This is a genomic window from Pseudomonas gessardii, assembly GCF_001983165.1.
Taxonomy (GTDB): Bacteria; Pseudomonadota; Gammaproteobacteria; order Pseudomonadales; family Pseudomonadaceae; genus Aquipseudomonas; species Aquipseudomonas gessardii.
In genome coordinates this window covers 39202-61552 of sequence record NZ_MNPU01000025.1, presented here as the reverse complement: position 1 = coordinate 61552, position 22351 = coordinate 39202, and the positions used below count along the sequence as shown (strand labels likewise).

Annotated in this window: 22 protein-coding genes; 12 read left to right on the top strand and 10 right to left on the bottom strand. The window is 63.0% G+C overall.

The features are described from left to right. Positions 1 to 35 precede the first annotated feature (35 nt). The 6 genes from BLL38_RS17850 to BLL38_RS17825 all read left to right on the top strand — a co-directional run bounded on the left by BLL38_RS17850 (position 36) and on the right by BLL38_RS17825 (position 6080). Positions 36 to 2186: an FUSC family protein gene (locus BLL38_RS17850; protein ID WP_076963732.1), complete on the top strand. Its 2151-nt coding sequence runs from the start codon at positions 36 to 38 to the stop codon at positions 2184 to 2186. Next, the gene (locus BLL38_RS17845; protein ID WP_076963731.1) at positions 2176 to 2379 is read left to right on the top strand and encodes a DUF1656 domain-containing protein; all 204 of its coding nucleotides are present in this window, start codon (positions 2176 to 2178) and stop codon (positions 2377 to 2379) included. The genes BLL38_RS17850 and BLL38_RS17845 overlap by 11 nt, the downstream gene beginning before the upstream one ends. Then, positions 2376 to 3338: an HlyD family secretion protein gene (locus tag BLL38_RS17840; RefSeq protein ID WP_415640224.1), complete on the top strand. Its 963-nt coding sequence runs from the start codon at positions 2376 to 2378 to the stop codon at positions 3336 to 3338. Before BLL38_RS17845 ends, BLL38_RS17840 begins: the two co-directional genes overlap by 4 nt. Before the next feature lie 35 nt (positions 3339 to 3373). Next, complete coding sequence (locus BLL38_RS17835) at positions 3374 to 4759, top strand: OprD family outer membrane porin (RefSeq protein ID WP_415640225.1); 1386 nt, start codon at positions 3374 to 3376, stop codon at positions 4757 to 4759. Positions 4760 to 4782: 23 nt separating this feature from the next. Then, the gene (locus BLL38_RS17830) at positions 4783 to 5706 is read left to right on the top strand and encodes a SphA family protein (protein ID WP_076963729.1); all 924 of its coding nucleotides are present in this window, start codon (positions 4783 to 4785) and stop codon (positions 5704 to 5706) included. Positions 5707 to 5768: 62 nt separating this feature from the next. Further along, positions 5769 to 6080: a hypothetical protein gene (locus BLL38_RS17825; protein ID WP_076963728.1), complete on the top strand. Its 312-nt coding sequence runs from the start codon at positions 5769 to 5771 to the stop codon at positions 6078 to 6080. Here BLL38_RS17825 and BLL38_RS17820 read toward each other — a convergent pair. After that, positions 6077 to 6694 (bottom strand): TetR/AcrR family transcriptional regulator, encoded by a 618-nt coding sequence (locus BLL38_RS17820; RefSeq protein ID WP_076963727.1) that lies wholly within the window; start codon positions 6692 to 6694, stop codon positions 6077 to 6079. The two genes, BLL38_RS17825 and BLL38_RS17820, sit on opposite strands and share 4 nt — an antisense overlap. 227 nt (positions 6695 to 6921) lie before the next feature. Between BLL38_RS17820 and BLL38_RS17815 the strand changes: the two genes are divergently transcribed. The 6 genes from BLL38_RS17815 (at position 6922) to BLL38_RS17790 (ending at position 12265) form a co-directional block, all read left to right on the top strand. Continuing rightward, positions 6922 to 7788 carry a fumarylacetoacetate hydrolase family protein gene (locus tag BLL38_RS17815; protein ID WP_076963726.1) on the top strand — a complete coding sequence of 289 codons (867 nt, stop codon included), beginning with the start codon at positions 6922 to 6924 and terminating at the stop codon, positions 7786 to 7788. A 123-nt stretch (positions 7789 to 7911) separates the two neighbouring features. Beyond that, positions 7912 to 8907 carry a 2,4,5-trihydroxytoluene oxygenase gene (locus BLL38_RS17810; protein WP_076963725.1) on the top strand — a complete coding sequence of 332 codons (996 nt, stop codon included), beginning with the start codon at positions 7912 to 7914 and terminating at the stop codon, positions 8905 to 8907. Positions 8908 to 8918: 11 nt separating this feature from the next. Further along, entirely contained in the window at positions 8919 to 9542 is a 624-nt protein-coding gene (locus BLL38_RS17805; protein WP_076963724.1) for a malonic semialdehyde reductase, read from the top strand. A 105-nt stretch (positions 9543 to 9647) separates the two neighbouring features. Further along, on the top strand, positions 9648 to 10871 hold the full coding sequence (locus tag BLL38_RS17800; protein WP_076963723.1) for an MFS transporter: 1224 nt from the start codon (positions 9648 to 9650) through the stop codon (positions 10869 to 10871). 26 nt (positions 10872 to 10897) lie between these two features. Further along, on the top strand, positions 10898 to 11284 hold the full coding sequence (locus BLL38_RS17795; protein WP_076963722.1) for a nuclear transport factor 2 family protein: 387 nt from the start codon (positions 10898 to 10900) through the stop codon (positions 11282 to 11284). Between the two features lie 120 nt (positions 11285 to 11404). Next, a complete protein-coding gene (locus BLL38_RS17790; RefSeq protein ID WP_076963721.1) occupies positions 11405 to 12265 on the top strand; it encodes a hypothetical protein in 861 nt (286 codons plus the stop codon). 46 nt (positions 12266 to 12311) lie between these two features. On the opposite strand, the gene BLL38_RS17785 is transcribed toward BLL38_RS17790, so the two are convergent. From BLL38_RS17785 to BLL38_RS17745, 9 genes are all read right to left on the bottom strand, one after another. Then, positions 12312 to 13649 carry a cation:proton antiporter gene (locus tag BLL38_RS17785; protein WP_076963720.1) on the bottom strand — a complete coding sequence of 446 codons (1338 nt, stop codon included), beginning with the start codon at positions 13647 to 13649 and terminating at the stop codon, positions 12312 to 12314. Positions 13650 to 13673: 24 nt separating this feature from the next. After that, positions 13674 to 15146, bottom strand: coding sequence for an amidase (locus BLL38_RS17780; RefSeq protein ID WP_232243934.1), 1473 nt, complete (start codon positions 15144 to 15146; stop codon positions 13674 to 13676). A 5-nt stretch (positions 15147 to 15151) separates the two neighbouring features. Further along, positions 15152 to 16822: an NAD(P)/FAD-dependent oxidoreductase gene (locus BLL38_RS17775; protein WP_076963718.1), complete on the bottom strand. Its 1671-nt coding sequence runs from the start codon at positions 16820 to 16822 to the stop codon at positions 15152 to 15154. 63 nt (positions 16823 to 16885) lie between these two features. Then, positions 16886 to 17527, bottom strand: a complete 642-nt coding sequence (locus tag BLL38_RS17770; RefSeq protein ID WP_076963717.1) for a peroxiredoxin-like family protein — start codon at positions 17525 to 17527, stop codon at positions 16886 to 16888. Positions 17528 to 17540: 13 nt separating this feature from the next. Further along, the gene (locus BLL38_RS17765) at positions 17541 to 18311 is read right to left on the bottom strand and encodes a hypothetical protein (RefSeq protein WP_076963716.1); all 771 of its coding nucleotides are present in this window, start codon (positions 18309 to 18311) and stop codon (positions 17541 to 17543) included. After that, on the bottom strand, positions 18308 to 19945 hold the full coding sequence (locus BLL38_RS17760) for an FAD-binding oxidoreductase (protein WP_169922483.1): 1638 nt from the start codon (positions 19943 to 19945) through the stop codon (positions 18308 to 18310). Before BLL38_RS17760 ends, BLL38_RS17765 begins: the two co-directional genes overlap by 4 nt. Then, on the bottom strand, positions 19935 to 20801 hold the full coding sequence (locus tag BLL38_RS17755; protein WP_076963715.1) for a class I SAM-dependent methyltransferase: 867 nt from the start codon (positions 20799 to 20801) through the stop codon (positions 19935 to 19937). The genes BLL38_RS17760 and BLL38_RS17755 overlap by 11 nt, the downstream gene beginning before the upstream one ends. A 34-nt stretch (positions 20802 to 20835) precedes the next feature. Then, on the bottom strand, positions 20836 to 21765 hold the full coding sequence (locus tag BLL38_RS17750) for a GNAT family N-acetyltransferase (RefSeq protein WP_076963714.1): 930 nt from the start codon (positions 21763 to 21765) through the stop codon (positions 20836 to 20838). A 50-nt stretch (positions 21766 to 21815) separates the two neighbouring features. Beyond that, positions 21816 to 22328, bottom strand: coding sequence for a MarR family winged helix-turn-helix transcriptional regulator (locus BLL38_RS17745; RefSeq protein WP_076963713.1), 513 nt, complete (start codon positions 22326 to 22328; stop codon positions 21816 to 21818). Positions 22329 to 22351: the final 23 nt, after the last annotated feature.

The window sequence follows — 22351 nt, the reverse complement described above, 5'->3', positions numbered from 1 at the left end:
GCAGCCCCCGCTTCAGTCCAGGATGAAGGGCGCCCATGCAACCGCTGATCAATTATTTCAAAGTGGTATTCAACCCCGGCCTCGGGGTGTTGCTGTTTGCCTTGCGCACCGTCGCGGCAGGGCTGTTGACGTTGTACCTGGCCTTTATCTTCGACCTGGATCAACCCAAATGGTCGGTGATGGCCGTGATTATCGTCAGCCAACCCCTGGGCGGCATGGCGTTGCAGCGCAGTTTCTCGCAGATTATCGGCACCCTGGTCGGTGCCGCCGTGGCGGTGTTGATCATGGGGATTTTCCCCCAGGCCCCGCTGCCCTTTGTTATCACCCTGTCGTTGTGGCTGGCGTTCTGCACCGCCGGCGGCACGCTGTTGCGCTACACCAGCTCCCATGCCTTTGTGCTCAGCGGTTTTACCGCCGTGGTGGTAGGGCTGCTGGCGGTGCCGGAGCAGGACAACACCTTGATGCTGGCAATCACCCGGCTTACCGAGACGCTGCTGGCGGTGGCCTGTGTGTGCCTGGTCAGCTTGCTCACGGCGCGCCCGGAAGCGGTCGCCCGGGGCTATTTCGCCAAGGTCGACCAGGTGCTGAAGCTGATGGCCGCCCACGCTGCGGCGGTGATCCGCACCGAAGAGAGCGAGGCCGACTTCCATCAGCGCCAGATGCAGTTGCTGGGGGAAATCAGCGCCCTGGAAGGCCTGCGCCGGCATCTGTACTTCGATGCGCCACGGCTGCGCAGCGCCAATGGGCTGGTGCAATTGCTCGGCAACCAATTGGTGTTGCTGACCTCGCGGCTGACGGTACTGCGCCGCCAGCGCACGCTGATCGGCGAGCGCTGGGAGGGCGAGCTGCCCGCAGACATCCAGCAGTTGCGCGCGGACGAGCTGGCGTTTCTCGATGAGCTGGCAGTGGCCGGGCGTTCACTGTCGGCCGAGGCGCGCCAGGGCTTTACCGTGTTGCAGCAGCGCTTTGATCAGCAGGCCAAAAACGCCGAGCAGCACCGCGATGAGCCCATGAGCGGCACCTTGCGCGCCCTGGCGTGGGCCTTGCGCTGGGAACAGGCGCGCCTGTTGCAGCAACTGGAGGAAATCCTCGAACTCAGCGACGCGATCCAGGACGGCCGCCAGGCCAGCTGTGCGCACCGCCAGGGCCAGAGCAACCCGCTGTACCTGGACTGGCGCCTGGCCGGGATGAACGCGGCGCGGGCCTTTATTGCCTTGCTCGCCAGCGGCCTGATCTGGATCGAAACCGCATGGGACGGCGCGCGGGCCGGGATGATCCTGGTGGGCATCCTCTGTTCGTTGATGGCAACCTTTCCACGGCCCCTGGCGGCGAGCCAGAATTATGCGCGCGGCTTTGGCCTGTCCCTGCTGGTGTCGGCGGTCTATCAGTTCATGCTGGTGCCGGCCATTGGCGATGTGGAAATGCTGTTTCTGCTCCTCGCGCCGCTGCTGTATGTGATTGCGGTGGGCCTGGCCAGCCCGATGACCGCCGGGATCGGCATGGGCCTGGGCCTGTCGACCTTCCTGATGGTGGGCCCACAGAATATCGGGGCCTGGCAGAACACCGCGAGCCAATGGTTCGAGTTCGCCGGCGCCTATATCGGCGCCTGTGCCCTGTCGTTGCTGGTGTACGCCTGGGTGTTTCCGTTCAACCCGGCGCGGCGTATCCAGCGCCTGTATGACGAGAGCCGTGGCCAGGTCTACGCATTGCTCCAGGCTACGCCGGCGGACTCGCGCCAATTCGCCTTTGAAAGCCGGATGATGGACCGCCTGACCATGATGCTGGGGCTGTTGCCGGCCGCCAACGACCAGCGTTCCAACGCGCTGTTCGAGGTCAGCCTCGCGTGCATGGCCCTGGGGATCGCCCTGAACCAGCTCAAGCAACAAGGCCAGGACAATGCACTGCTCACGCCCGCCACCAAGGCGCGCTTGCAGGCGATCCTGGAGCAGTCCGGCCGTTATGTAGCGGGCCGGCCGGGCGTGGATGTGCAGGCCCTGACCACGAGCTTGCGCCAGCTAGGCGACGAGCTGGACCAGTTGCACGCCAGCGCGTTGCCTTCCGGGCATGGGCAGTTGTGGTCGGTGTTCCGCATTCGGGTGGCGTTGCTGATCGTGGCGTCGTTCCTTGAGCGCTACCGTGAATTTCTTGAACCCGTGGAAGAAGGAGTGCCGGCCCTTGCCGATTGATTTCGAGGTGGGCGGCGTGTACCTGCCGCCGATTGCCCAGGCGCTGCTGTTGGCACTGCCGGTATTTATGCTGCTGGACTGGGGCTTGCGCCGTCTCGGCGTGTTGCGGTTGGTCTGGCATGAGGCACTGTTTGAGGGTGCCCTGTATGCCTGTGTGTGTGCTGTTGTCATTTTAGTGATGGGAACCCCATGACCTTGAAAAAACTCATTCCCCAACTGATCACCCTGGCGGTGGTCGTGCTGGCCCTGGTGCTGGGCTGGTTCGCCTGGGAACACTACACCCGCTCGCCCTGGACCCGTGATGCGCGGGTGCGTGCCGACGTGGTGACGCTGCCGGCGGATGTCTCCGGGTTGATCGTCAGCCTGCGGGTGCAGGATAACCAGCATGTGGCCAAGGGCGATGTGCTGCTGGAAATCGACCCGGCGCGCTACGCCCTGGCGGTCGAGCATGCGCGGCGCTCGGTGGACGTGGCCACGGCCACCCTGGGCCAGTCCCGGGCGGCGATCATTGCCAGCGAGGCCCAGCTCAAGCAGCGCCAGAGTGAGGAGCGGCGGCGACGCACCCTCAAGCAGGGGTTCGCGATCTCCGGCGAAGAGTGGGAGAAGTCCAATACCGACGTGGCGGTCGCCCAGGCGCAACTGTTGAGCAACCAGGCCAATCTCGGGCTGGCCGAGGCCAATGTGCAGTTGGCCAAGGCCGCATTGACCCAGGCCGAGCTGGATTTGCAGCGCACCCGGGTGATCGCGCCGGTCAGTGGCTATGTCACCAACCTGCTGACGCGCCAGGGCGACTACGCCACGGCCGGCGGTGCCTTGCTGGCGTTGGTGGACAGCGACTCGTTCTATGTCAGTGGTTATTTCGAGGAAACCAAGCTGCCACGGATCGCCGAGGGCGACCGCGTACGGATCCAGTTGATGAGCGGTGAAACCTTTGGCGGCACGGTACAGAGCATCGCCTTCGCCATCACCGACCGCGAGAACTCCCCGGGCAGTCGCCTGCTGGCCAACATCAACCCCAGCTACACCTGGGTCAAGCTGGCACAGCGGGTGCCGGTCAGGATCGGTATTGATCCCGACTATGTCAGCCAGGGCCGCTTGCGGGCGGGCACCACGGCGACCGTGACCGTGCTGGAACAGCAGGCGCCACGCTGATGGGGCTCATCGTGAAACGGCTGGTGCGCGCTTCGATGACGCTGACCGTTTCGCTAACCGCAGGGGGCGTGTGCGCCGATAACTCCCTGGGCCAACGGGACAACCTCAGCACCGGCATCAATGAGCGGCAGAAGGCTGAGCTGGCGGTCGCGCCGGGGTTTGTCAGCGGTTCGTCCCTCAATGGCTTGCTGCGCAATTACTACCTGGGTCGCGACAACCACAACACGCCGTCGCGGCTGGACCAGCGCGAATGGGTGCAGGGGGTGTACCTGTCCTTTCGCTCGGGGTACACCGACACGCCGATTGGGGTCGGGGTGGATGTGCATGGTTTCTATGGGCTCAAGCTCGACGGTGGCGGGGGCAGTGGCGGGGCGGGGTTGTTGCCGCTGGATTCGCAGAACGCCCCGCAGGCCGACTTTTCGGCGGCGGGCGCGGCCCTTAAGCTGCGCGGCTTTGACAGCCTGGTGCAGGTCGGTGACCAGTACCTGGAAAACCCGCTGGTGGCCAGCGGCGTGAGCCGGGTGTTCCCGCAGACTTTTCGCGGCGTGACGTTGAAAAATTACAGCCTGCACAACCTGACCCTCGACAGCGGCTGGGTCGACTCCACACGCCTGCGCAACCAGAGTGGGCAAAGCCGCCTGGGCACCAGTTACGGCAGCGGCAACAAGGCCGGGCTGGCCGCCGATCGTGAAAGCCCGCACATGGCCTGGCTGGGGGGTGTCTACAGTGCACCGGGCGGGATGACGCTGACGGTGTATGGCGGGCAACTGAGCGATATCTGGAATCAGTACTACGTCGGGGTGAGCCAACCGTTCACCCTGGCGCGCGGGATCACCCTGACGCCGTATGTGCATTACTTCAACACCCGCGACCAGGGGCGCAGCCAGTTGGGGCGTATCGACAACCACACCTACACCGGCGGCCTGACCCTGTCCGGCGCCGGCCAGAGCCTGACCCTGGGGCTGCAGAAGGTCGATGGCGACACGCCGTTCGACTACGTGGTGCAGGACGACCGGACCTTCCTTTACCTGAATAACTCCCAGCAATACGCAGATTTTAACGCGCCGGGGGAAAAGTCCTGGAAGATCCAATACCAGACCAGCCTGGCGTTTATCGACGCGCCTGACTTCCAGCTCAGCACCTCCTACACCCGTGGCGAGGCAGACCTGACCCGGGTCGATCCCGGTAGCCAAGGCTACGGCTACATCTACAACGCCGCCGGCAAGGATGCCCATCACTGGGAGCGGGATATTGCCTTGCGCTACGCCGTACCGGGCGGCAAGGCCAAGGGCTTGAACGTCACCTTGCGCTGGGCGGCCCACCGTACAGGGCAGGGGTATACCGCACCGGGCAATACCCGTGGCAACTCAAATGCCGATGAGTACCGGGTGATTGTCGATTATCCGTTCAGCGTTTTTTAGTCAGCAGTCAATGAAGGTGTTGTATGAGTCAAACCCAATGGAATCGGGTGCTGGGCATCAGCTTGGCACTGGCCAGCGTTCCCAGCGAAGCCGATAGCGTCAGCTTGCCACCCCTGGCCCTGGGCAATGCCAGTTTCATGGATGGGGTCGCCGGTCCCGGCGCCTTGTTCGAGCTGCCGGTGCAGTACTACCGCAGCAACTCGGCCTACGATGCCCGTGGCCATTCGCTCCCGGGGCGCCAGCAGGTGCATAGCACCACGGTGTTGCCGCACCTGGCCTACTTCAGCAACAAGACGGTGCTGGGGGCCAATTATGGGACCGAGGTGTTATTGCCGCTGGTGAACCTGGAGCTGGATATCGACCAGGGCCCCAAGGGACGACGGACCCGACAGGGCGACATGATCGTCAGCCCGTTCCTTTTGCAGTGGGCCCCGGTTTCGTTCTTCGGTCGGCCGTACTGGCAGCGCCTGAACGTTGTGTTTTCACTGCCGACCGGCGCTTACAACAAGGATTCGAGTATCAACACCGGGAGCAATGTCTGGGTGTTCAACCCCCATTACGTGTTTACCTGGGAATTGACGGATCGTTTGGAAGTGAGCGGTCGTTTCAATTATGCATGGTCAAGCCGCAATAACGATCCGGCCTCGGTACTGGAGGCGAACAGTGTTCAGCCAGGCGAGGCCTTGCATAGCAATCTGGCGGTCTCTTACGCCGTCTCTGAGCGCTGGCGGGTAGGCGTGGCGGGGTATCAACTCAAACAGATCAGCGATGACCGGATCGATGGCCACCGCCAAGATGACTCCAGGGAGCAGGTGCTGGGCATCGGTCCCGGCGTGATGTACCAGCAGGGGAAGCAGACATTCTTCGCCAATCTTTACTTTGAAAGCGGTGCTGAAAACCGCTCCCAGGGCACCCAGTTGACGCTACGTTACCTTCATGGGTTTTAGTGCTTGCCGGCTTGTTGACTGCCGATCATTTCTGAACCACGACCCAGGGGAACACTCAAGTTATGTACCGCCCAGTCTCAGTGCCTTTTGCGTTTATAGCGATGACGATGCTCTCTGCGTGCTCAACCCAGTTGACCGAGCAGGGCCAGGGCGTCAACTTGGTCACGGCATCATCGTCGAGTCAATGCGACCTGATCAAAATGTTCTCCGTGCAGGGCTCTGGCCCGGACGAAACGTTACGCCTGGCGTTCAACGCGGCGGGAGCCCTGGGGGCTGACAGCATGGCGGTGGCCGATGGCAAGGAAACTCCCGATGGCGCCCAGATAACAGGAGCCGCCTTGCTTTGCCACAAGTCAGCGCCTGCTGAGTTCTAAACCCCGGATGACAAGCCGTTGATAAAGATCGATGTGGTTTCGTTGATAAGGTGCTCGCGTGCGGCTTTTCCAGGGCTTTTGCAAAGCCCGAGCAGGCAGCGCAACTGCATGTCGCCGGTCAGGGCATCGAGGAAGATCTTCGCACGGGTCTGCGGATCGCCCGGGATAATCAGCGAGGCTTCCTCGGCCCAGGTGAAGTACTCGGCCAGGCAGGCGTAGGCCGTGGCGGGCGCCGCCTCGAAGAACGACTTTGCAGCCTCCGGTGCCCGCGGGGCCTCGGCCACAATCAGGCGATGCAGGGCAAGGGTGCGGGACGACAGCACCACGTCGAGAAAGACCCGGGCAATACTCGTCAGCGCTTCCTGTAGCGGCTTGTGGGTGAGATCGATGTGGGTCAGCGGGCTGACGTTCTCTGCACAGAGCTCCTCGATAATCGCGGAGAACAGGCCTTCCTTGCCGCCGAAATAGGCGTAGATCGTGCGCTTGGAGCCGCCAATGTTGGCAATGATCCCGTCAACGCTGACCCCGGAATAGCCTTCTGCGAGAAACATCTCGGTTGCCGCCTGGAGAATACTTTGACGTTTTGCTGCTTGCCTCGGGGTAGGGGTTTGCATGTGGCTCGGCTATTCCTGAAAAGAACAATTCGACAGTCCGCCTAGCCTACGCGGCTCTGCATCAGCCTTCCAGCCACACAGTGGGACGAGTCAGACATTTGTCCCGGGAATTTTTTTGTAAAAAACACTTCGATCACCCTTGACGAGTTTTTGATTTGGGTGCATTTTCGGCAAAAGGGTACGGTAACGTACCGTACCATTTCATAAAAACAATAGAGGTACTGATCATGCGTTTCGTGCATTTTCTGGAAGGCTCCAGCAAAGGCCTGGCTGTCGAGCAAGCAGGCGTCCTGCGGGGCTTGAACGAACAGGAAAACGGCTATCCAGGCACCCTGGAGAGCCTGCTCAACGCCGGCCCCGCAGCGCTGCAAGCGGCTCATCAGCGCTTGAGCGACGCTCGCTTGCTGGACACCTCGACGCTGCGCTACCTGCCACCACTGGAGCGTCCGGGCAAGATCGTGTGTGTCGGCTTGAACTACGCCGATCACACCAAAGAGAGCCCCTACGAACAGCCGGCCTATCCGACCTTCTTCCCGCGTTTTTCCACCAGCCTGATCGGCCATGGCGAGCCCATCCTGCGCCCGCGTGTGTCCGAGCAACTGGATTACGAAGGGGAGCTGGCGGTGGTGATCGGCACCGGTGGCCGGCATATCGCCCGTGCGCAGGCCCTGGCGCATGTCGCAGGCTACGCGGTCTTCAATGAGGCGTCGGTGCGTGATTACCAGTTCAAATCGCCGCAATGGACCATCGGCAAGAACTTCGACGCCACCGGCGCATTTGGCCCGACCTTTGTCAGCGCCGATGAGTTGCCACCGGGGGCCGCCGGCCTGAACCTGGTGACACGCCTCAACGGCACGGTGGTGCAGCAGGGCAATACCGCCGACATGATCTTTGGCGTCGCCGAACTGATTGCGGTGCTCAGTGAAGCGGTGACCCTGGAGCCCGGTGACGTGATTGTCACCGGCACCCCGGCCGGGATTGGCTGGGCGCGGCGCCCGCCACTGTTCATGAAGCCCGGCGACCTCTGCACCGTAGAGATCGAAGGCCTTGGCACCTTGAGCAACCTGATCGCCGACGAGCCGCCTGCGGCCTGAGTTCACGCGTCAGTTTTTCACGAGTGCGGAACAACCGACCGTCACCACGGTGGGCAGCGATCCCGGCTGCCCTGGTTTCGACTACCGGTTGTCCTGCCCATTGAATGCCGAGGAGTCACTACCGTGCTGCAGATCAAAGACATCAACCATGTGCTCTACCGTCATCCCGACCTTGGGGTGGTCGAACGCTTCCTGAGCGATTTCGGCCTGGTGGTCATGCACCGTACCGAGCAACGCCTGTATTTTCGCGGCACCTGCTCGCTGCCCTATGTGTATATCGCCGAGAAGGCCGCAAAAGCCAGCTTTGGCAGCATCGCGTTCGCCGTCGAAAGCCTCGACGACCTGCACCAGGCCTGCCGTCTGCCGGGGGCCTCGGCTATCCAGCCGATGGAAGGTCCGGGAGGAGGGCAGTACGTTGCCTTGCATGATCCCTCGGGACGGCGGATTGAGTTGGTACATGGCATCCAAGCCGTGGGCGCGCTGCCCCATCGCCCTGCGCTGACCCTCAACTCGGCCCAACACAAGCAGCGCTTCGGCGATGTGCAGCGCCCCGGCAAGGGCCCGGCACAGGTCCTGCGCCTGGGCCATGCGGCGATTGGTGTACAGGACATGGCCCTGCACCTGGCCTGGTACCAGCACATGCTCGGCATGTTGCCTTCAGACCTGGTGGTCGAGGAACCGCATCGCGACCGCCCAAGTGCGGCTTTCCTGCGTTTGAACCGTGGCAGCGCCTGGACCGACCATCACACCATCGCGCTGTTCCAGGCGCCACGGGACTTCGTTCATCACGTGTCCTTCGAGGTCCAGGATTTTGATGCGCAGTGCCTGGGCCACGAGTGGATGACCCTGCAAGGCTGGTCGCCGTTCTGGGGGGTTGGCCGGCACATGCTGGGCAGCCAGATCTTCGATTACTGGCGCGACCCGTCCGGCAACCTGATCGAGCACTTCACCGATGGCGACCTGTTCAACCAGGAGTCGCCCTCGGGCTACACCCAGGCGTGCGACGCCAGCCTCTACCAATGGGGCCCGCCGATGTCGGTGGAGTTTTTCCTGGGCGGGGAGTGTGCCGCGGAACAGACCGCGCCCCGGTCGACTTCAGACCGTCAGCGACGCAGTTGAGGACAAATGCTATGAGTCAGGTAATCAGCGAGCAGGTGCTCGATAGGTTGTTTCGCCAGGCCCGCAGCCAGAATGGCTGGCTGGACAAACCGGTGGCTGAGCACACCTTGAGGGCGCTATACGATCTGGTGCGTTGGGGCCCGACCAGCGCCAACGGCTGCCCGGCGCGCATTGTGTTCTTGCGCAGTGCCCAAGCCCGGCAACGCTTACTGCCGGCCTTGAGCGCGGGCAATGTCGAAAAGACCCTGAGCGCCCCGGTGACGGCGATCATCGGCTACGACACGCAGTTCCATACGCAGTTGCCCAGGTTGTTTGCACACAACCCCACGGTAAGTGACTGGTTTGCCGGCCAGCCGGAGTTGCTCGAATCCACCGCCTTTCGCAACAGCTCGCTGCAGGGCGGCTACTTGATCCTCGCGGCCCGGGCCCTGGGCCTGGACTGCGGACCGATGTCCGGGTTTGACCACGCACAGGTCGACCAGGCGTTTTTCGCCCCCGGGGCCGATGGCATGCAGGCGTTTGCCGGTATGCACATCAAGTCGAACTTCCTGTGCAACCTCGGCTATGGCGACCCCGAGAAACTCTTTGCCCGTAACCCGCGCCTGGACTTCGACGAGGCCTGCGCGCTGTTGTAACTGACTGCACCTGTACGTAAATCCTCCAGACCGATCGGGCGTGCTGCGACGCATCACGCCTGTCTGTCAGCCTGGCAAAACAACAACAATAAGGAAAATCCAGCAATGAGACCTCTTTCCAAGTGGCATGTGCTTGTCGGCGGTTTTCTCGCGTACCTGTTTGACGCGATGGAAATTATCTTGCTCACCCTCGCACTCCCGGTAATCCGCCAGGACCTGGGCCTGACATTCAATGAAGCCGGCATGCTCGCCTCGGCGACCCTGCTGGGTATCGGTTTTAGCAGCATCACCACGGGCTGGTACTCCGACAACTACGGTCGCCGCAAAGCTTTACTGATTTCGTTGAGCGTATTCGGCCTGTTGACCACGCTGGTGGCTGTCACGCACAACTGGGCCTTGCTCCTGCTGCTGCGGTTTCTATCCGGGCTGGGCTTGGGCGGGGTGTGGGGGATTGTCTCGGCCTATGTGACGGAAACCTGGCCGGCCCACCAGCGGGCGCGAGCGATCGGGTTTGTGCTCAGTTCATTCCCGATTGGCGCGGCCATTGCCGCCATGGCGGCGGCCCGCTATCTGCCAGACTGGCCGACCTTGTTCATGGTGGCCGGGATCTCCACCCTGATTCCACTGGCGTACCTGTTTTTCTTCGTGCCCGAGTCGCCGGAATGGACCGCGCAGAGAGCCCTTTGCGGAGGGCACAAGCATGTTTCGGTGCGCGAAATATTTTCCCCCGAACTGCTGCGCCTGACCCTGTTGGGCACCCTGGCGGCGAGTTTTGCGGTGATTGGTTTCTGGGGTGCAAGCACCTGGTTGCCCACTTACTTGATCCAGGAGCGTGGCCTGGGCCTCGACACGATGGCCAACTTCATGGCGATCCTCAACGTCGGCGCCTTTATCGGCATCAATGCCTTCGGTTTTATCGCCGACCGCATCGGCAAGCGCAACGCCACGCTCCTGTCATTGCTCGGCAGTGCGGTGATGTTGTCGATTTATGCACTCACCACGCAGAACGCCATCCTGTTCTGGCTGGGGCCGATCTACGCCTTCTTCTATGCCTTTGCCAGCCTGTTTGCCTCCTACTTCAGTGCGCTGTACCCCACCCGGGTGCGCACCCTCGGCGCGGGTTTTTGCTTCAACTTTGGTCGCGGGCTGGCGGCCTTTGCGCCGCTGCTGTTGAGCGCAATCGCCACTCACTACAGCCTGGCGTGGGGCCTGTTGGTGTGCGCCGGGTTCTTTGCCCTGGCCACCCTTACCCTGTGGTTCATGCCCCAGGCGGAATCGGACCGGCCCGCGATGGCGGGCATACCACTCAACACCATGGATTCCCGATAGTCGAGACCCACCTGGAGCTTCAAGACATGTCACAGCAAACCGTAGAACAACAGATCCAGGCCCTGGAAATGCGCCGCCGCCAGGCCATGGTCGAAGGCGATCTGGACTTCCTGGAAAGCCTCTATCCCCGCGACTTGACCTACAGCCACTCGGACGGCAAGAGCGACAGCAAGCGCAGTTACCTGCAAGGCATGCGCGAGGGCGTCTGGCGCTACCGGGGGTTCGCCAGCCGCGACGAGCAGATGCGCAGGGCCGGGGACTGTGTGGTCGTCACCGGGTTGATCGACATGGACGTGGTGATCCGTGGCGAGCCCATGCTGCTGAACTCGCGCTACATCAGCGTGTGGAAAGCCGGCAATAACGGCTGGCAAATGATGGCCTGGCAATCGACGCGTTACACGCCGCACCCCTGAATCCCGGTAAGACCCTCAACAACCGGCAACTGGAACCCGGCCCTCGTGGTTGTCCGGGCAGGGCGTGCGCATGCCTGGAAACCGCGATGGCTGGAACTTTGACTTGATGGAAACCTGAACATGTACGTACAACAATTACAAAAAACGTATTGCAAGGCCCTTCTGATAACTGCAGGTGCGATAAGCCTGGGCTCAAGCCCGCTGCAGGCCAAGGATTGGAGCGACACCTTTATCGGGTTTCGCTACGGCACCGACTTCACCGAACCCAGTGTCCACGGCAAGGTGCAGAAGGAGATCTATCAACTGGGCCATGCCAGCGGCAATCAGGCGGGGTCCAATTTCTTTAACCTGGATGTGCTCAAGTCCGACAGCAACGACCCGAAGAAAGACAGCGACTCGGGCGCGACCGAGGCCTACCTGGTCTATCGCCATCAACTGTTCCTCAGCCAGGTGTTCGAGCGCTCGATGGCGTTCGGTCCGGTCAAGGAAGTGGCCCTGAGCAGCGGGGTTGAACTCAACTACAAAAACACCGAGTTTGCCACCCGCAAACGCATGCTGGTGGCCGGGCCGACGCTCAAGTTCGACGTGCCCGGTTACCTGGATATCAGCCTGCTGTATGCCATGGAGTGGAACCACTGCGGGCTGAATGCGTGCCACACCGAAAACATCCAGTTCGACCCGTACTACGTGTTGCACATGGTCTGGGGCATTCCGTTCCAGGTGGGCAGCGTGCCCCTCAAGTTCCAGGGTTTTGCCAGCTACAAGACTGCGAAGGGCAAGGATTACTTCAAGCAGGACACGGCCGAGGAAAGCCTGGTTCGCGCCTCATTGATGGTCGATGTCGGGCAACTGGCGTTTGCTCGCAAAAACACCCTGCTGATCGGCCCGGGCTATGAGTACTGGAAGCACAAGTACGGCGCGATCCATAAACCCGGCACCGACACCTATGCCCCCACTGTGCACCTTGAGTGGCATTTCTAAAGCCCCTGGGTGAGCCGCATCAGCGGCTCACCGCTGCAGCCGGCGTTTATTTCACCGCCGGTTGGCCCACCGGCACGCGCCGCTCCTCGCTCGTCAGCAGGCGGATCAGCGGCGAGGCGATAAAGGTACTGATAATGGCCATGATCACCAGCATGGTGAAGTACTCCTTGGGCAGCACGCCCAGGTCATAGCCCACGTTAAGCACTACCAGTTCCATCAGCGCCCGGGTGTTCATGCACACGCCGATCAACGCGCTGTTGCGCGGTGTCTCGCCCAGCCAGCGGCTGGCGCCATAGGCCCCGAAGAATTTACTGGCGAACGCCACCAGGCACACCAAAAAGCAATTGAGCAGCGCCGTGTCGCCATTGAGCGAGCCGATATCGGTGCGCAGCCCGGTGTAGGCAAAGAACACCGGCAGGAAAAACGCATTGACCAGGCCGCTGACCTTGGCATTCCACTGGGTGACAAAAGGCCGGTGGGTGTGCAGGGCGACGCCGATGATAAAGCCGCCAATAATCGAAAAAACGCCGATCAGGTTGGTGATCACCGCGCTGCCAAACAGCACGATCAGCATCAGGGAAATGCCCTGGGCCGACAGGGGTTTGCGCGCAAGGTCGCCGATGATCCAGCGCAGCACCAACGGCCGCACCACCCACAGCACCAGCACGATAAACAGCGCCAGGGCGAGGATCCTGCCGAGGGAGGCCCATACGCTGAAGTTGGAGGCGATGATCGAGGTCACGCCGCCGAGGATCAGCCAGCCGCACACATCATCGATGGCCGCCGCGCCAATCGTCAGGGTGGCTACGCGAGAGCGGGACAGCCCCAGCTCCATGAAGATCCGCCCGAGGATCGGCAGGGCGGTGATCGACAGCGCCGTGGCAAAAAACAGCTGGAAGGCCAGCAGCGGTGGCTTGTCGCCGGCGATCTGTTGCCAGAAATACTCGGCCACCAGGAAGCCACTGGCAAACGGCACCAGCAACCCGCCCAGGCTGATCGCCATGATCGAGCGTTTACGCCCCTTGAGGTGGGCGCCGAATTCAAATTCCAGGCCCACCTGGAACATCAACAGAATCAGGCCGACCTGGGCCGTGGCGACAAAGGCGGTGGAGGTTTGCGGCACAAAGATACTGCTGAGCAGTTCCGGGAAAAAATAGCCCAGCAGGCTCGGCCCCAGGACCAGCCCGGCGAGAATTTCCCCGGCCACCGGGGTTTGCCCCAGGCAGCGGGTGCTGAGCCAGGAGATCAGGCGGCTGGCGCTGAAAATCACGATCAGTTGGATCAGGAACAACAGGGTCAAATGCTCGGCCTGGGAACCCACGGCCGATTGCCCGCCCGCAGGCGCAGGGGGTTGTAGCGTGATAGCGCTGGTGTTGGTTTGCATGGGGGTGTCCTAGTACTTGAGGTGTCAGAGCGGGGGCTTGCGCCAGCCGCCGAATTCCATTTCCAGAAAGCGCGCGGCTTCCAGTAACAACGCGTCCTGTCCCAGCCCGGCCACCAGTTGCACGGCCACCGGGCAGCCCTGGTCGAGGCGCCCCATGGGCACGCAAAGGGCCGGGAAGCCGAGCACATTGAACAGCGCGCAATAGCCGATATCGAACGGGTGCTTCAGGGCGCTGCCATGGGCCGGCGCCACGCCCGGCGTGGCCGGCAGCACCAGAATGCTCTGGCCGTCGAACAGCCCGGCCAGGGCCTGCTGCATGTGATCGCGTTGCTTGAGGAAGCGCGAGAGCCCCGGGTTGCCCAGCCGATCACCGCCGCTGTCCATCAGGCTGGCGAGCAGCGGCCCCCGGGAAAACTGCGGCTTGCCGGCCAGGGCGGCATACAACGCCCGTGGATAATTGAGCGGCTGCCCATCCCCGAGGTAGTCGGCCAGGTGCAGGTGGGTCTCGCACTTGAGCACGGCCAGCCAGATAAAAAACGCGTTGGCAAAGCCGCCGTCATTCCAGGCTTGCACGTCCACGCCCCGGTCTGCATAGCGCTGGCCGGTCTCGATCACCGCCGCTGTCACGGCAGGCGAGAGTGGCGTGCCCCACTTGAGTGGCGTTGGCACGCATACCAAGACACGCTTGAGCGCCGGCGCCCGGGCCGGCTGTTGGTAGCCTGAGTGGATATTGCGGTCGATCCCGTCGCTGCCGGCGATGATCTCCAGCACGGCGCCCAGGTCCTCGGCATGCCGGCACAAGGGGCCGGCCGCAAAGTGGCTGGCGACGGCTTGGGAGGCCGGCAGCGATACACGCTGTTCGTCCAGCGGCAGATGCCCGCTCAGCGGCACCAGCCCCCGCGACGGCTTCAAGCCAAAGATGCCATTGAACGCCGCCGGAATACGGATCGAACCACCGCCGTCGGTGCCCAGGGCAAAGGGCACGCAGCCACTGGCGACCATCACCGAATCACCGCCACTGCTGCCGCCGGCGGTGCGTGAGGCGTCGTAGGGGTTGAGTGTGCGGCCATACACCAGGTTGTCTGTCTCGGGCCACAGGGCCATTTCAGCCTGATTGCCCAGCGCCAGCGGAATGGCCCCGGCCGCCAGCAGCCGCGTGGCCACCGTGGCGGTGCTCAGCGCCCGGGTATTGCTGCGCAGGCGCGACCCACAGGTCTTGGGCTGCCCCGCCAGGCCCAGGCCTTCCTTCATGGAGAACGGCACACCGTGCAGGCGTCCCAGGGGCCGGCCCTTGAGCACCGCCTCTTCGGCATGGCGCGCGGCGCGCCGGGCATCGTCGAACAGGTCGACCGCCATCGCGTTGCAGAGCGGCTGGACGACCTCCAGGCGCGCAATGCACTGCTCGATCAGCTCCACCGGGGAGATCTGCTTGTCACGGATCAACCGCGCCAGGTGGACGGCACTCAGGGCCAGCAGGTCTGTATGGACCTGCGCCATGCCGTTCATCCGCGACGTACCAGGTCGAGAAAGCCACCTTCCTTGCCAAACGGCGATTTAAGCAGCTCCGGCGACTCGCCATATTTGTAGAACAACGAAGGCCGCAGGCGCAGGACCGCCGCCCGTGCCAGGTCCTGCACGGCGCCACAGCCATGGCGCAGCAGCAACGTGAGGTGACGTGCCGACAGCGACCATTTGACCATCTTCATCAGCCGCACCCGCAGCAGGGCCGAGCGCAGGTAATAGTTGGAGGCGTAGATCGGTCGTGCGCGGTTTTCGGCCTTGTACAAGTCGAAGTTGATGGTGCGCGAGTAGAGGTTGGGCATCATCGTCGGGCTCAAGCCCGGGTTGGAGCGGCGGATCTCTTGCAGCAGGCAGGCAAACGGCAGCGGCGACGGTTGCATCTCGCGGGTGTAGCGTGGCAGCAGGTCGGCAAATTGCTGGGCCTGGTGACCATCGAGAAAATCCCCGGTCATGTACATCGGCAGCACCACATGGAAGTACGCCATATTGGCGAACAGCAACGTCCAGCCCATCATGAACGGGTCGTCCATCACCTCGTACCACTTGCTCCAGGTGTCCTGCAGGGCCAGTTGCGCCTGGATATGCGACTCCAGGCAATTGACGTAGGCGGGTGTCAGGCTGCCATGGATGTCTTTCTCGATCATCGCCGCGACCTGCGGGATCTGCTGCGCCACATAGGCCAGCCCGGCGCTGTTGGCCGGGTCGAAGGTAAAGGCCGCGTCGCCCAGCAGGAACCAGCCTTCGGTCGAGTAGTACTGCCGCGCCTCGTACATGTAGTTGTGCATGGCTTGGGTATCGACCAACTGGCCCGACTCGATCAGCTCGGTGATCACCGGGTGGTCGGCCATGACCTTGTCCTTGAAGGCGTCCAAGGTGCTGATTTTCTCCTCGATCATGTCCGGCCGGTAGGTGATGCCGATGCTGATCATCTCGTTACCGTCATCGCTGCGCATCGGGATCATCCAGATCCAGTAGCCCTTGCCGTAGAAATGGTGGGTCACGTAGTACGGGTCGTAGCAGTGATGCTTGTCCTTGTGTGCCGTGATGCTGGACAAGATGCCGCGGTCGAAGTCCTTGAGCCGCAGCCAGAAGGTGCTGCGCTGGTAGGTCGCTTCTTTGTGCAGCTTGAGCTTCTTGGCCATGAAGCGATTGCGGCCGGTGGCGTCCACCACCCAGTCGGCGGTCAGTTGCTGTGGCTCATCGGCGGCGTTGCGCAGGGTCAGCAGATGGGTGGCGTGCTCGCCGGCATGGAGGTCGACGGCGGTGACGTCAGCCTCGATCATGTGCACCTGGTGATCGCCCACGATCTGGCGCAGGTCCTTGTCGAAACTGAAGCGGTTGAGGTTGTAGGCGGGCATGCGGATTACGCCGGGCGCCTCGTGGACCACGTAGTTGCGGCACTCGGGGTTGTTGCGCAGTTTCAGGTAATAGGTCAGGCCGTACTTGTGGTAGTGCTTTTCTTCCAGCAGGCGCCCCAGGCCCAGGCCCTTGAAGAAGTGGGTGGTCAACTCGACCGTGGACTCGCCGACAATCGGGCGCTTGCGGTCCGGGCGCCCGATCAGGATGACGTCGACCCCCGGTAACCTTTTTTTGAAGTACAGCGCGGCCAGGTGACCGGCGACGCCGGCCCCCATGATTGCGATTCGTTTCATGTCGTCAGTCCCTGAACAAGTGGGTTCGCCGAAGGCAGGCGTGCCTTCGGCGAGAGTTGTCGGTTATGCGCCGCTGGCGGCGGCGATCAAATCCTGTGGTTCTACCCGTTGCGAGTAGTCCACGTTGACGAAGGCGGCGCGGATCAGCCCGTCCTGGCCGATCACAAAGGCGCTGGCCATGGGCAGGGTCAGGGCGTCGGAGCCGTTGAACTGCTTGAGATCGGCGCCCAGTGAGCGGTAGACCTCATCCAGTTCGTCTTCGAGCTTGAACACGATGCCGTACTGGCGCGCCAGCTGGTTGTCGGTATCGCTGAGCAACAGGTACTTGATGCCGAGGGCTTCGCGGGTCTTGCGCGAGTACTCCGGGGTTTGCGCCGACACCGCCACCAGGGTGGCGCCCGAGGCCGCCAGGTCCGCGACCATCTGCTGGTAGGCCGTCAATGCCTGGCCGCAGAAGGGGCACCACAGGCCTCGGTAGAACACCAGCACCAACGGGCCTTTTTTCAGCAGTTGACTGAGGTCCACCGCCTGATCGTCAGCATCCTTGAGCACCGCCAGGGGCGCCTTGTCGTTGGCCTTCAGGGCCTTGTCGCCCAGATGGCTGTCGATCAGTGTCTGCAACGAGGCCTGGAACTTGTGCTGGATCTCGGCCGGCAACTGGGCCATCTGGTCCTTGACGGTTTGAAGCTTTTCCTTGAGCGACATGGGTGACTCCTGTTCACTTCTGTTGAGAAAGGCTGCGGGTAGCCCGGGTAAAAATCCTGGTGGCGGCCTTGCCGTTGGGTGGGTAGCGCTCGAACAAATCCAGCACCCAGTCTGGCCGGGTCTTGCTGGCGTCGTTGATCCAGTTGGCCACCGAGTCCTGGGCGTATTTGTCGCTTTCATCGAGCCTGGCAATCAGCAGGGGTTCGGCGATTTGCGGCTCGGCCTTGAGTCGGGCGATGTGTTCGCACCAGACCCCGCGCGGGCGCAGGATTTCAACGCAGAAACGGCGGATCAGCGGGTCTGCGCTACCGGCATGGCTGCACAGCAGCGCCAGGGCGGCCGTCAGGTCCTGGGCCAGCAGGGGGCGCAAGGCAATCCAGGCCCATTCACGCACGCCAAAGTGGCTGTCGGTGGCGAACTTGAACTGGCTCACCAGCGCGGTTTCCAGGGCGCTGTCGCGTTGACAGTAGGCATTGGCGAAGGCCGCCCAACTGCGCACGGTGTCCGAAGGATGCTCCAGCAGTCGCTGCCAGGTCTGCTCGCGCAGGGGCTGGGCGGCGGCTTCCAGCCATTGCCCCAGCGCGAGGCCCAGGCCGGCGACTTTCTTCGAGATGCCCAGCGCCTGGCCGGCCTGGGCTGCGTTCAACAGGGCCTGGGCCAGGGACGGCTCCCACTGCGGGGCGATGGCCGTCGCCAGCGCCACCGGGTCGACTGCCAGGCACTCCGCCAGGTTGCGGGTGGCGAGGCGGCCCTGGTCAATCAGGTGTTTGCGTTCTTCACTCATCTCGATACCACCGATGCGGTCATGGGCTGCTCAGGCATTGGGCTGGCGATGCAGTAGCGCCCGGGTGAAAGCAGGTTGTCGGGATCCAGTGCCGCCTTGAGCCGCGCCCCGAGCTGCCAGGCCGGCCCCTGGGCGTCGGTCAACAGGTGCATGAAGCGGGCGGGCACACGGTAGGGCAAGACGCCCAGCGCCTTGCCTTGGGCGAACAGCTGGCGATAGCACTCATGGGCCCGGTTCGAGGCCGGGGCATCCGTGCGATCGAACAGCAGGGGTACGGTGCAGTCGATGGCACGGCTTGACAGGCTGGTCAGCGTGACCGGGCACGGCAGTTGCTGCTGGCGGCAACGACGCTCCATGGCCCGCACAAAGTCGGCCACGGGCTGGGTCTTGAGCGGCAGGATCGGCGCGTACCAGATCAGCCCGCAGTTATCCCGCGCCGGGTCCAGGGGCGCGCCGGGCAGCGGCTTGGCGCCGGCGGTGTAGGCCAGCGGCAACGCCACTTCGCTGGGCTGGCCTTCCATCAGGGCGATGCCTTGCAGCATCTTGTCCAGGGTGCGCTGCCAGCGCCGGGACCAGCCGCCGGGCAGATACCCCAGCAGGCGGCGGGCGCTCGTCAATTGGCCACCGGTCTTGAACAGCGATTTACTGGCGAAGGCTTCAAGCTCAAGGCTGATCATGCGCTTGAGCGAGGCGTGCTGTGCCTTCTGGCAATAGATCGAGCCTACGCCCATCCACGCGGGCAGCCCCAGGGCATCGGCGGCGGCCCGTTGCTGCGCCTCGTTCATGCCCACCACCTGGGTGTCTTCGCTGGCCATGGTCAACAGCCGTGTGCGATTCATCAGGTTGATGCCGCCGATCTGCCCGGGGGCCAGGTCGAGCATGCGCTTGATGCCCGCCAGGGCCGCTTCCAGCCCTTGTTCCTCCTCCACCCAGAAGTAAAACGGCTGGATAACCTCGGGCTTGCGCACCAGGGCAATCGACATCTGCGTCACCACCCCCAGCCCGCTCTGGCTGAACAGACCGTCCAGGTACGGCCCCACCCCCCATTTGAAACAGGGCGCGCTGACCCCCAGGGACATCGGCGAGCGGTACAGCGTACCGTCAGCCAGCACCGCTTCGAGGCCGAGCACCGCCTGGAAGTGGTCGGTATGGGGGGTGATGCCAAAACCACGCTCCAGGGCATTGCCCAGCACGCTGCAGGTCGGGCCCGCGCCGGTGACCGGGGTCAAGAAGGCCAGGTTGTGCTCCTGCAGATAGCGGGCGAGGGCGCCCTGGGTCACCCCCGGTTCCAGGGTGACCACCGACAGCTCTTCATCGAACGACAGGATCCGGTCCATCCCCGACAGGTCCATCAGCACACAATGGGCGCCAGGGGTCGAGGCCGTGCCGTAGCCCCAGTTGTGCCCGGTGCTGATCGGCTGCACGGCAACCCCATAGCGCCGCGCAATGACCATGCACGCCGAGACGTGTTCGGTGCAGCGCGGTGCAATCACCACCCTGGCATACGCGGGGGAGCACATGGTGTCTTGCTGGAAACGTTCGAGGGTGGCCGGGTCGATGCGCACCCCCGCATCGCCGAGCACCTCACGCCATTGTTGCTGGGCGAGCATCAGGTTGGCGGGTTCAAAAGGCACTGGCCAGGCCTCCCAGGCGCAGGAACAGACGCAACTGGTTCACATCCGCCTGGCGGCTGGCGGGCAGGGCGTTGTAGCGGCGGCGGAATTCGGGCTTCATCACGTTCACGCAACGCCGCTTGGGGGTGCGGATGACCATCATCAACGGGCTGAACGCCGTGCTGTAGACCTTGGCACACGGCCCCAGGTAACTGGCCGCGAGGGTCTGGAATTCTTCCAGGGAGAATGCCGCCAGCAGGGAGTTGCGGTAGTCCAACAGGGTTTCCGCGTCGGCCCCGTCGCTGGCGCGCTCGACAAAATAGTCGACCGACTCGATGGTTTTCAGGCGCCCGAAATCATTCAGGTAAATCGCCCGGTCATTGCGCAGCACCCGCGAGATATTGCGAAAGGTCGCCTCCAGTTGGCCGAGGTTTTCCAGGTGGTGCAGGGCCATCGACGAGATCACCACATCCACGCTGCGGTCGGCGATCGTGGTGAGGCGGGTCATGTCGTCGGCCACCAGTTGCACGTTATCGATGCCTTGCAGGTGGCAGGCTTCACGGGCCACCTCCAGCATGCTCTGGGACAAGTCCATGCCAATGAATTCGGCCCGCGGGTTGAGCCGCGCGACTTGCAGCAACAGGGCCGCCGGGCCGCAGCCGATGTCCAGCACCACGTCGCCGGGTTTGATCAGCGCGCACATCTGCGCACAGTGATACAGGTGGGTGCCGGACAAGGCCTGGCCCTGGGCGGCGCTGTCGGCATAAGACGCCACACTCTGTTGTTCTTCCATAACCAGGGCCGGTTCGGGTATACGCTCGAAGGGCTGCTTGATCGTTATTTCTCTGACTATCGCGCGCAGCAATCCGCTGTCCATACTGCTTCCTCCATGAAATGACGTTTGAGCTTGCTTACGCCAGGGCCAGCGCCCGCTGGACCCGTGGCGACAGGTTTCGGCCATGCACGCCACAGCGGGCCATATGGGTCAGCACTTCGTGCGTGTCCCAGGGCCGCAGCGCACCGGTGGCGGGCAGGCCAATATGGGCGTAGTCACGGCGGCAGAAAAAATCGAAGAAGTGCGTGCGCTGGCCCTCGACGGCAAACTCCAGGTCGGGGCGCTGATAAGCCCGCTGGAAAATCGCCGGCGCATCGCCCAGGTCCAAAGACAGGGGCAGCGACAAGGCATTGTTGAGCTTGGTGTAGGGTTGCACCCGGCCCATGGGGGAGAAGAACAACACGTTGCGATAAAACGCCCCGGCGCGTGGATGCACGGCGATCAGCAGCCGCTGCACCCCGCGAAAATTCATGGCCCAACGGAACATCGCGTTGTAGAGCATCAACGGCACCCCCTTGCCGCGATACCCGGCGGCCACGGCCAGGGTGCCGACCTCGGCCAGCCGGGCCCCGGCCAGGCGTTGCAACACCACCTCGTTGCCATGCACCTCTTCCAGGGGCAGGCCGAGCATGGAGTCTTCGATCAGTGACACGGTGCCGACGATCTGCTGGTCCTTGATCGCGATGAAGGTGGTGGTGCCCGCCAGCAGATGAAACGCGGAAAAGCGCATACCGGCCCGGCACACCGTGGAGATACCGCGTCGCGCATAGCTGTCGTTGACCAGGCGCAAGGCCGCCTCCAGTTCAAACAGGCTTTGCACCGGGCGAAACTCAAAGCCTTCGATGGCCAGGGGGTGGCGGGCGATCCGCTGGATAAACAGGCGCCGATACAGCGCCGGGGGAATGTAGCGCTCCAGGGAGACCATGCTGTGGCGGATGACATCGACGCCACTGTGAATGCGTGGCTTCCTGCCGAAGTTGGTCATCACTCGTTGACTGTGCAGCATCAAACACCTCCTTGTGTGACTACCGCGATTGACGCAATTGAAGCCTGGGCCTAATGCCCATCCGGCAGTGGCTGGGACAGTGCATGACTGGCCGAAATGCAATAGATCGACTCGGACAACGCCTGGCGCTGCTCGGGGCTCAGCCCCTGGATAATGCCGCTGATCCAGTCGGTGTGCTCGACGAACACCTCATCGACCACGCGCCTACCGTCGGCAGTCAGGGTGATGATCAATTTGCGCCGGTCGGTGGGGTCGGTCTTGCGCTTGATAAACCCGTCGCCCTGCAGGCCATCGAGCAAGCCGGTCACCGTGCCGGTGGTAATCGACAAGCGTGTTGCCAGTTCCAGGGGCGAGAGCTTCCCGCCGGCGCTCTTGAGGGTGAGCATGATGACAAAGCGGCCTTCCGACAGGTTGTAGCGGGCCAGGCGGATGGCACACACGCGATTGATCGCGGCGGCCGCCGACAGCAGCTCGAAGCACAGCTTGACACTGTCCCTGACCTCGGCCGGCACCCCGTCAAGCTCGCGCAGCATGATGTGGTGTTTGTTCTCTAAAATATTCATAAGGCGCAGTTTATCTTGGCGCC

What these genes read in the sequence shown, in the direction of transcription:
- BLL38_RS17790 (WP_076963721.1), top strand. Translation starts at nt 11,405, where the DNA reads ATGTACGTACAACAATTACAAAAAACGTATTGCAAGGCCCTTCTGATA.
- BLL38_RS17780 (WP_232243934.1), bottom strand. Translation starts at nt 15,146, where the DNA reads ATGGCGCAGGTCCATACAGACCTGCTGGCCCTGAGTGCCGTCCACCTG.
- BLL38_RS17820 (WP_076963727.1), bottom strand. Translation starts at nt 6,694, where the DNA reads ATGCAAACCCCTACCCCGAGGCAAGCAGCAAAACGTCAAAGTATTCTC.
- BLL38_RS17770 (WP_076963717.1), bottom strand. Translation starts at nt 17,527, where the DNA reads ATGTCGCTCAAGGAAAAGCTTCAAACCGTCAAGGACCAGATGGCCCAG.
- BLL38_RS17805 (WP_076963724.1), top strand. Translation starts at nt 8,919, where the DNA reads ATGAGTCAGGTAATCAGCGAGCAGGTGCTCGATAGGTTGTTTCGCCAG.
- BLL38_RS17835 (WP_415640225.1), top strand. Translation starts at nt 3,374, where the DNA reads ATGACGCTGACCGTTTCGCTAACCGCAGGGGGCGTGTGCGCCGATAAC.
- BLL38_RS17795 (WP_076963722.1), top strand. Translation starts at nt 10,898, where the DNA reads ATGTCACAGCAAACCGTAGAACAACAGATCCAGGCCCTGGAAATGCGC.
- BLL38_RS17785 (WP_076963720.1), bottom strand. Translation starts at nt 13,649, where the DNA reads ATGCAAACCAACACCAGCGCTATCACGCTACAACCCCCTGCGCCTGCG.
- BLL38_RS17850 (WP_076963732.1), top strand. Translation starts at nt 36, where the DNA reads ATGCAACCGCTGATCAATTATTTCAAAGTGGTATTCAACCCCGGCCTC.
- BLL38_RS17840 (WP_415640224.1), top strand. Translation starts at nt 2,376, where the DNA reads ATGACCTTGAAAAAACTCATTCCCCAACTGATCACCCTGGCGGTGGTC.
- BLL38_RS17755 (WP_076963715.1), bottom strand. Translation starts at nt 20,801, where the DNA reads ATGGACAGCGGATTGCTGCGCGCGATAGTCAGAGAAATAACGATCAAG.
- BLL38_RS17830 (WP_076963729.1), top strand. Translation starts at nt 4,783, where the DNA reads ATGAGTCAAACCCAATGGAATCGGGTGCTGGGCATCAGCTTGGCACTG.
- BLL38_RS17800 (WP_076963723.1), top strand. Translation starts at nt 9,648, where the DNA reads ATGAGACCTCTTTCCAAGTGGCATGTGCTTGTCGGCGGTTTTCTCGCG.
- BLL38_RS17745 (WP_076963713.1), bottom strand. Translation starts at nt 22,328, where the DNA reads ATGAATATTTTAGAGAACAAACACCACATCATGCTGCGCGAGCTTGAC.
- BLL38_RS17775 (WP_076963718.1), bottom strand. Translation starts at nt 16,822, where the DNA reads ATGAAACGAATCGCAATCATGGGGGCCGGCGTCGCCGGTCACCTGGCC.
- BLL38_RS17825 (WP_076963728.1), top strand. Translation starts at nt 5,769, where the DNA reads ATGTACCGCCCAGTCTCAGTGCCTTTTGCGTTTATAGCGATGACGATG.
- BLL38_RS17765 (WP_076963716.1), bottom strand. Translation starts at nt 18,311, where the DNA reads ATGAGTGAAGAACGCAAACACCTGATTGACCAGGGCCGCCTCGCCACC.
- BLL38_RS17815 (WP_076963726.1), top strand. Translation starts at nt 6,922, where the DNA reads ATGCGTTTCGTGCATTTTCTGGAAGGCTCCAGCAAAGGCCTGGCTGTC.
- BLL38_RS17750 (WP_076963714.1), bottom strand. Translation starts at nt 21,765, where the DNA reads ATGCTGCACAGTCAACGAGTGATGACCAACTTCGGCAGGAAGCCACGC.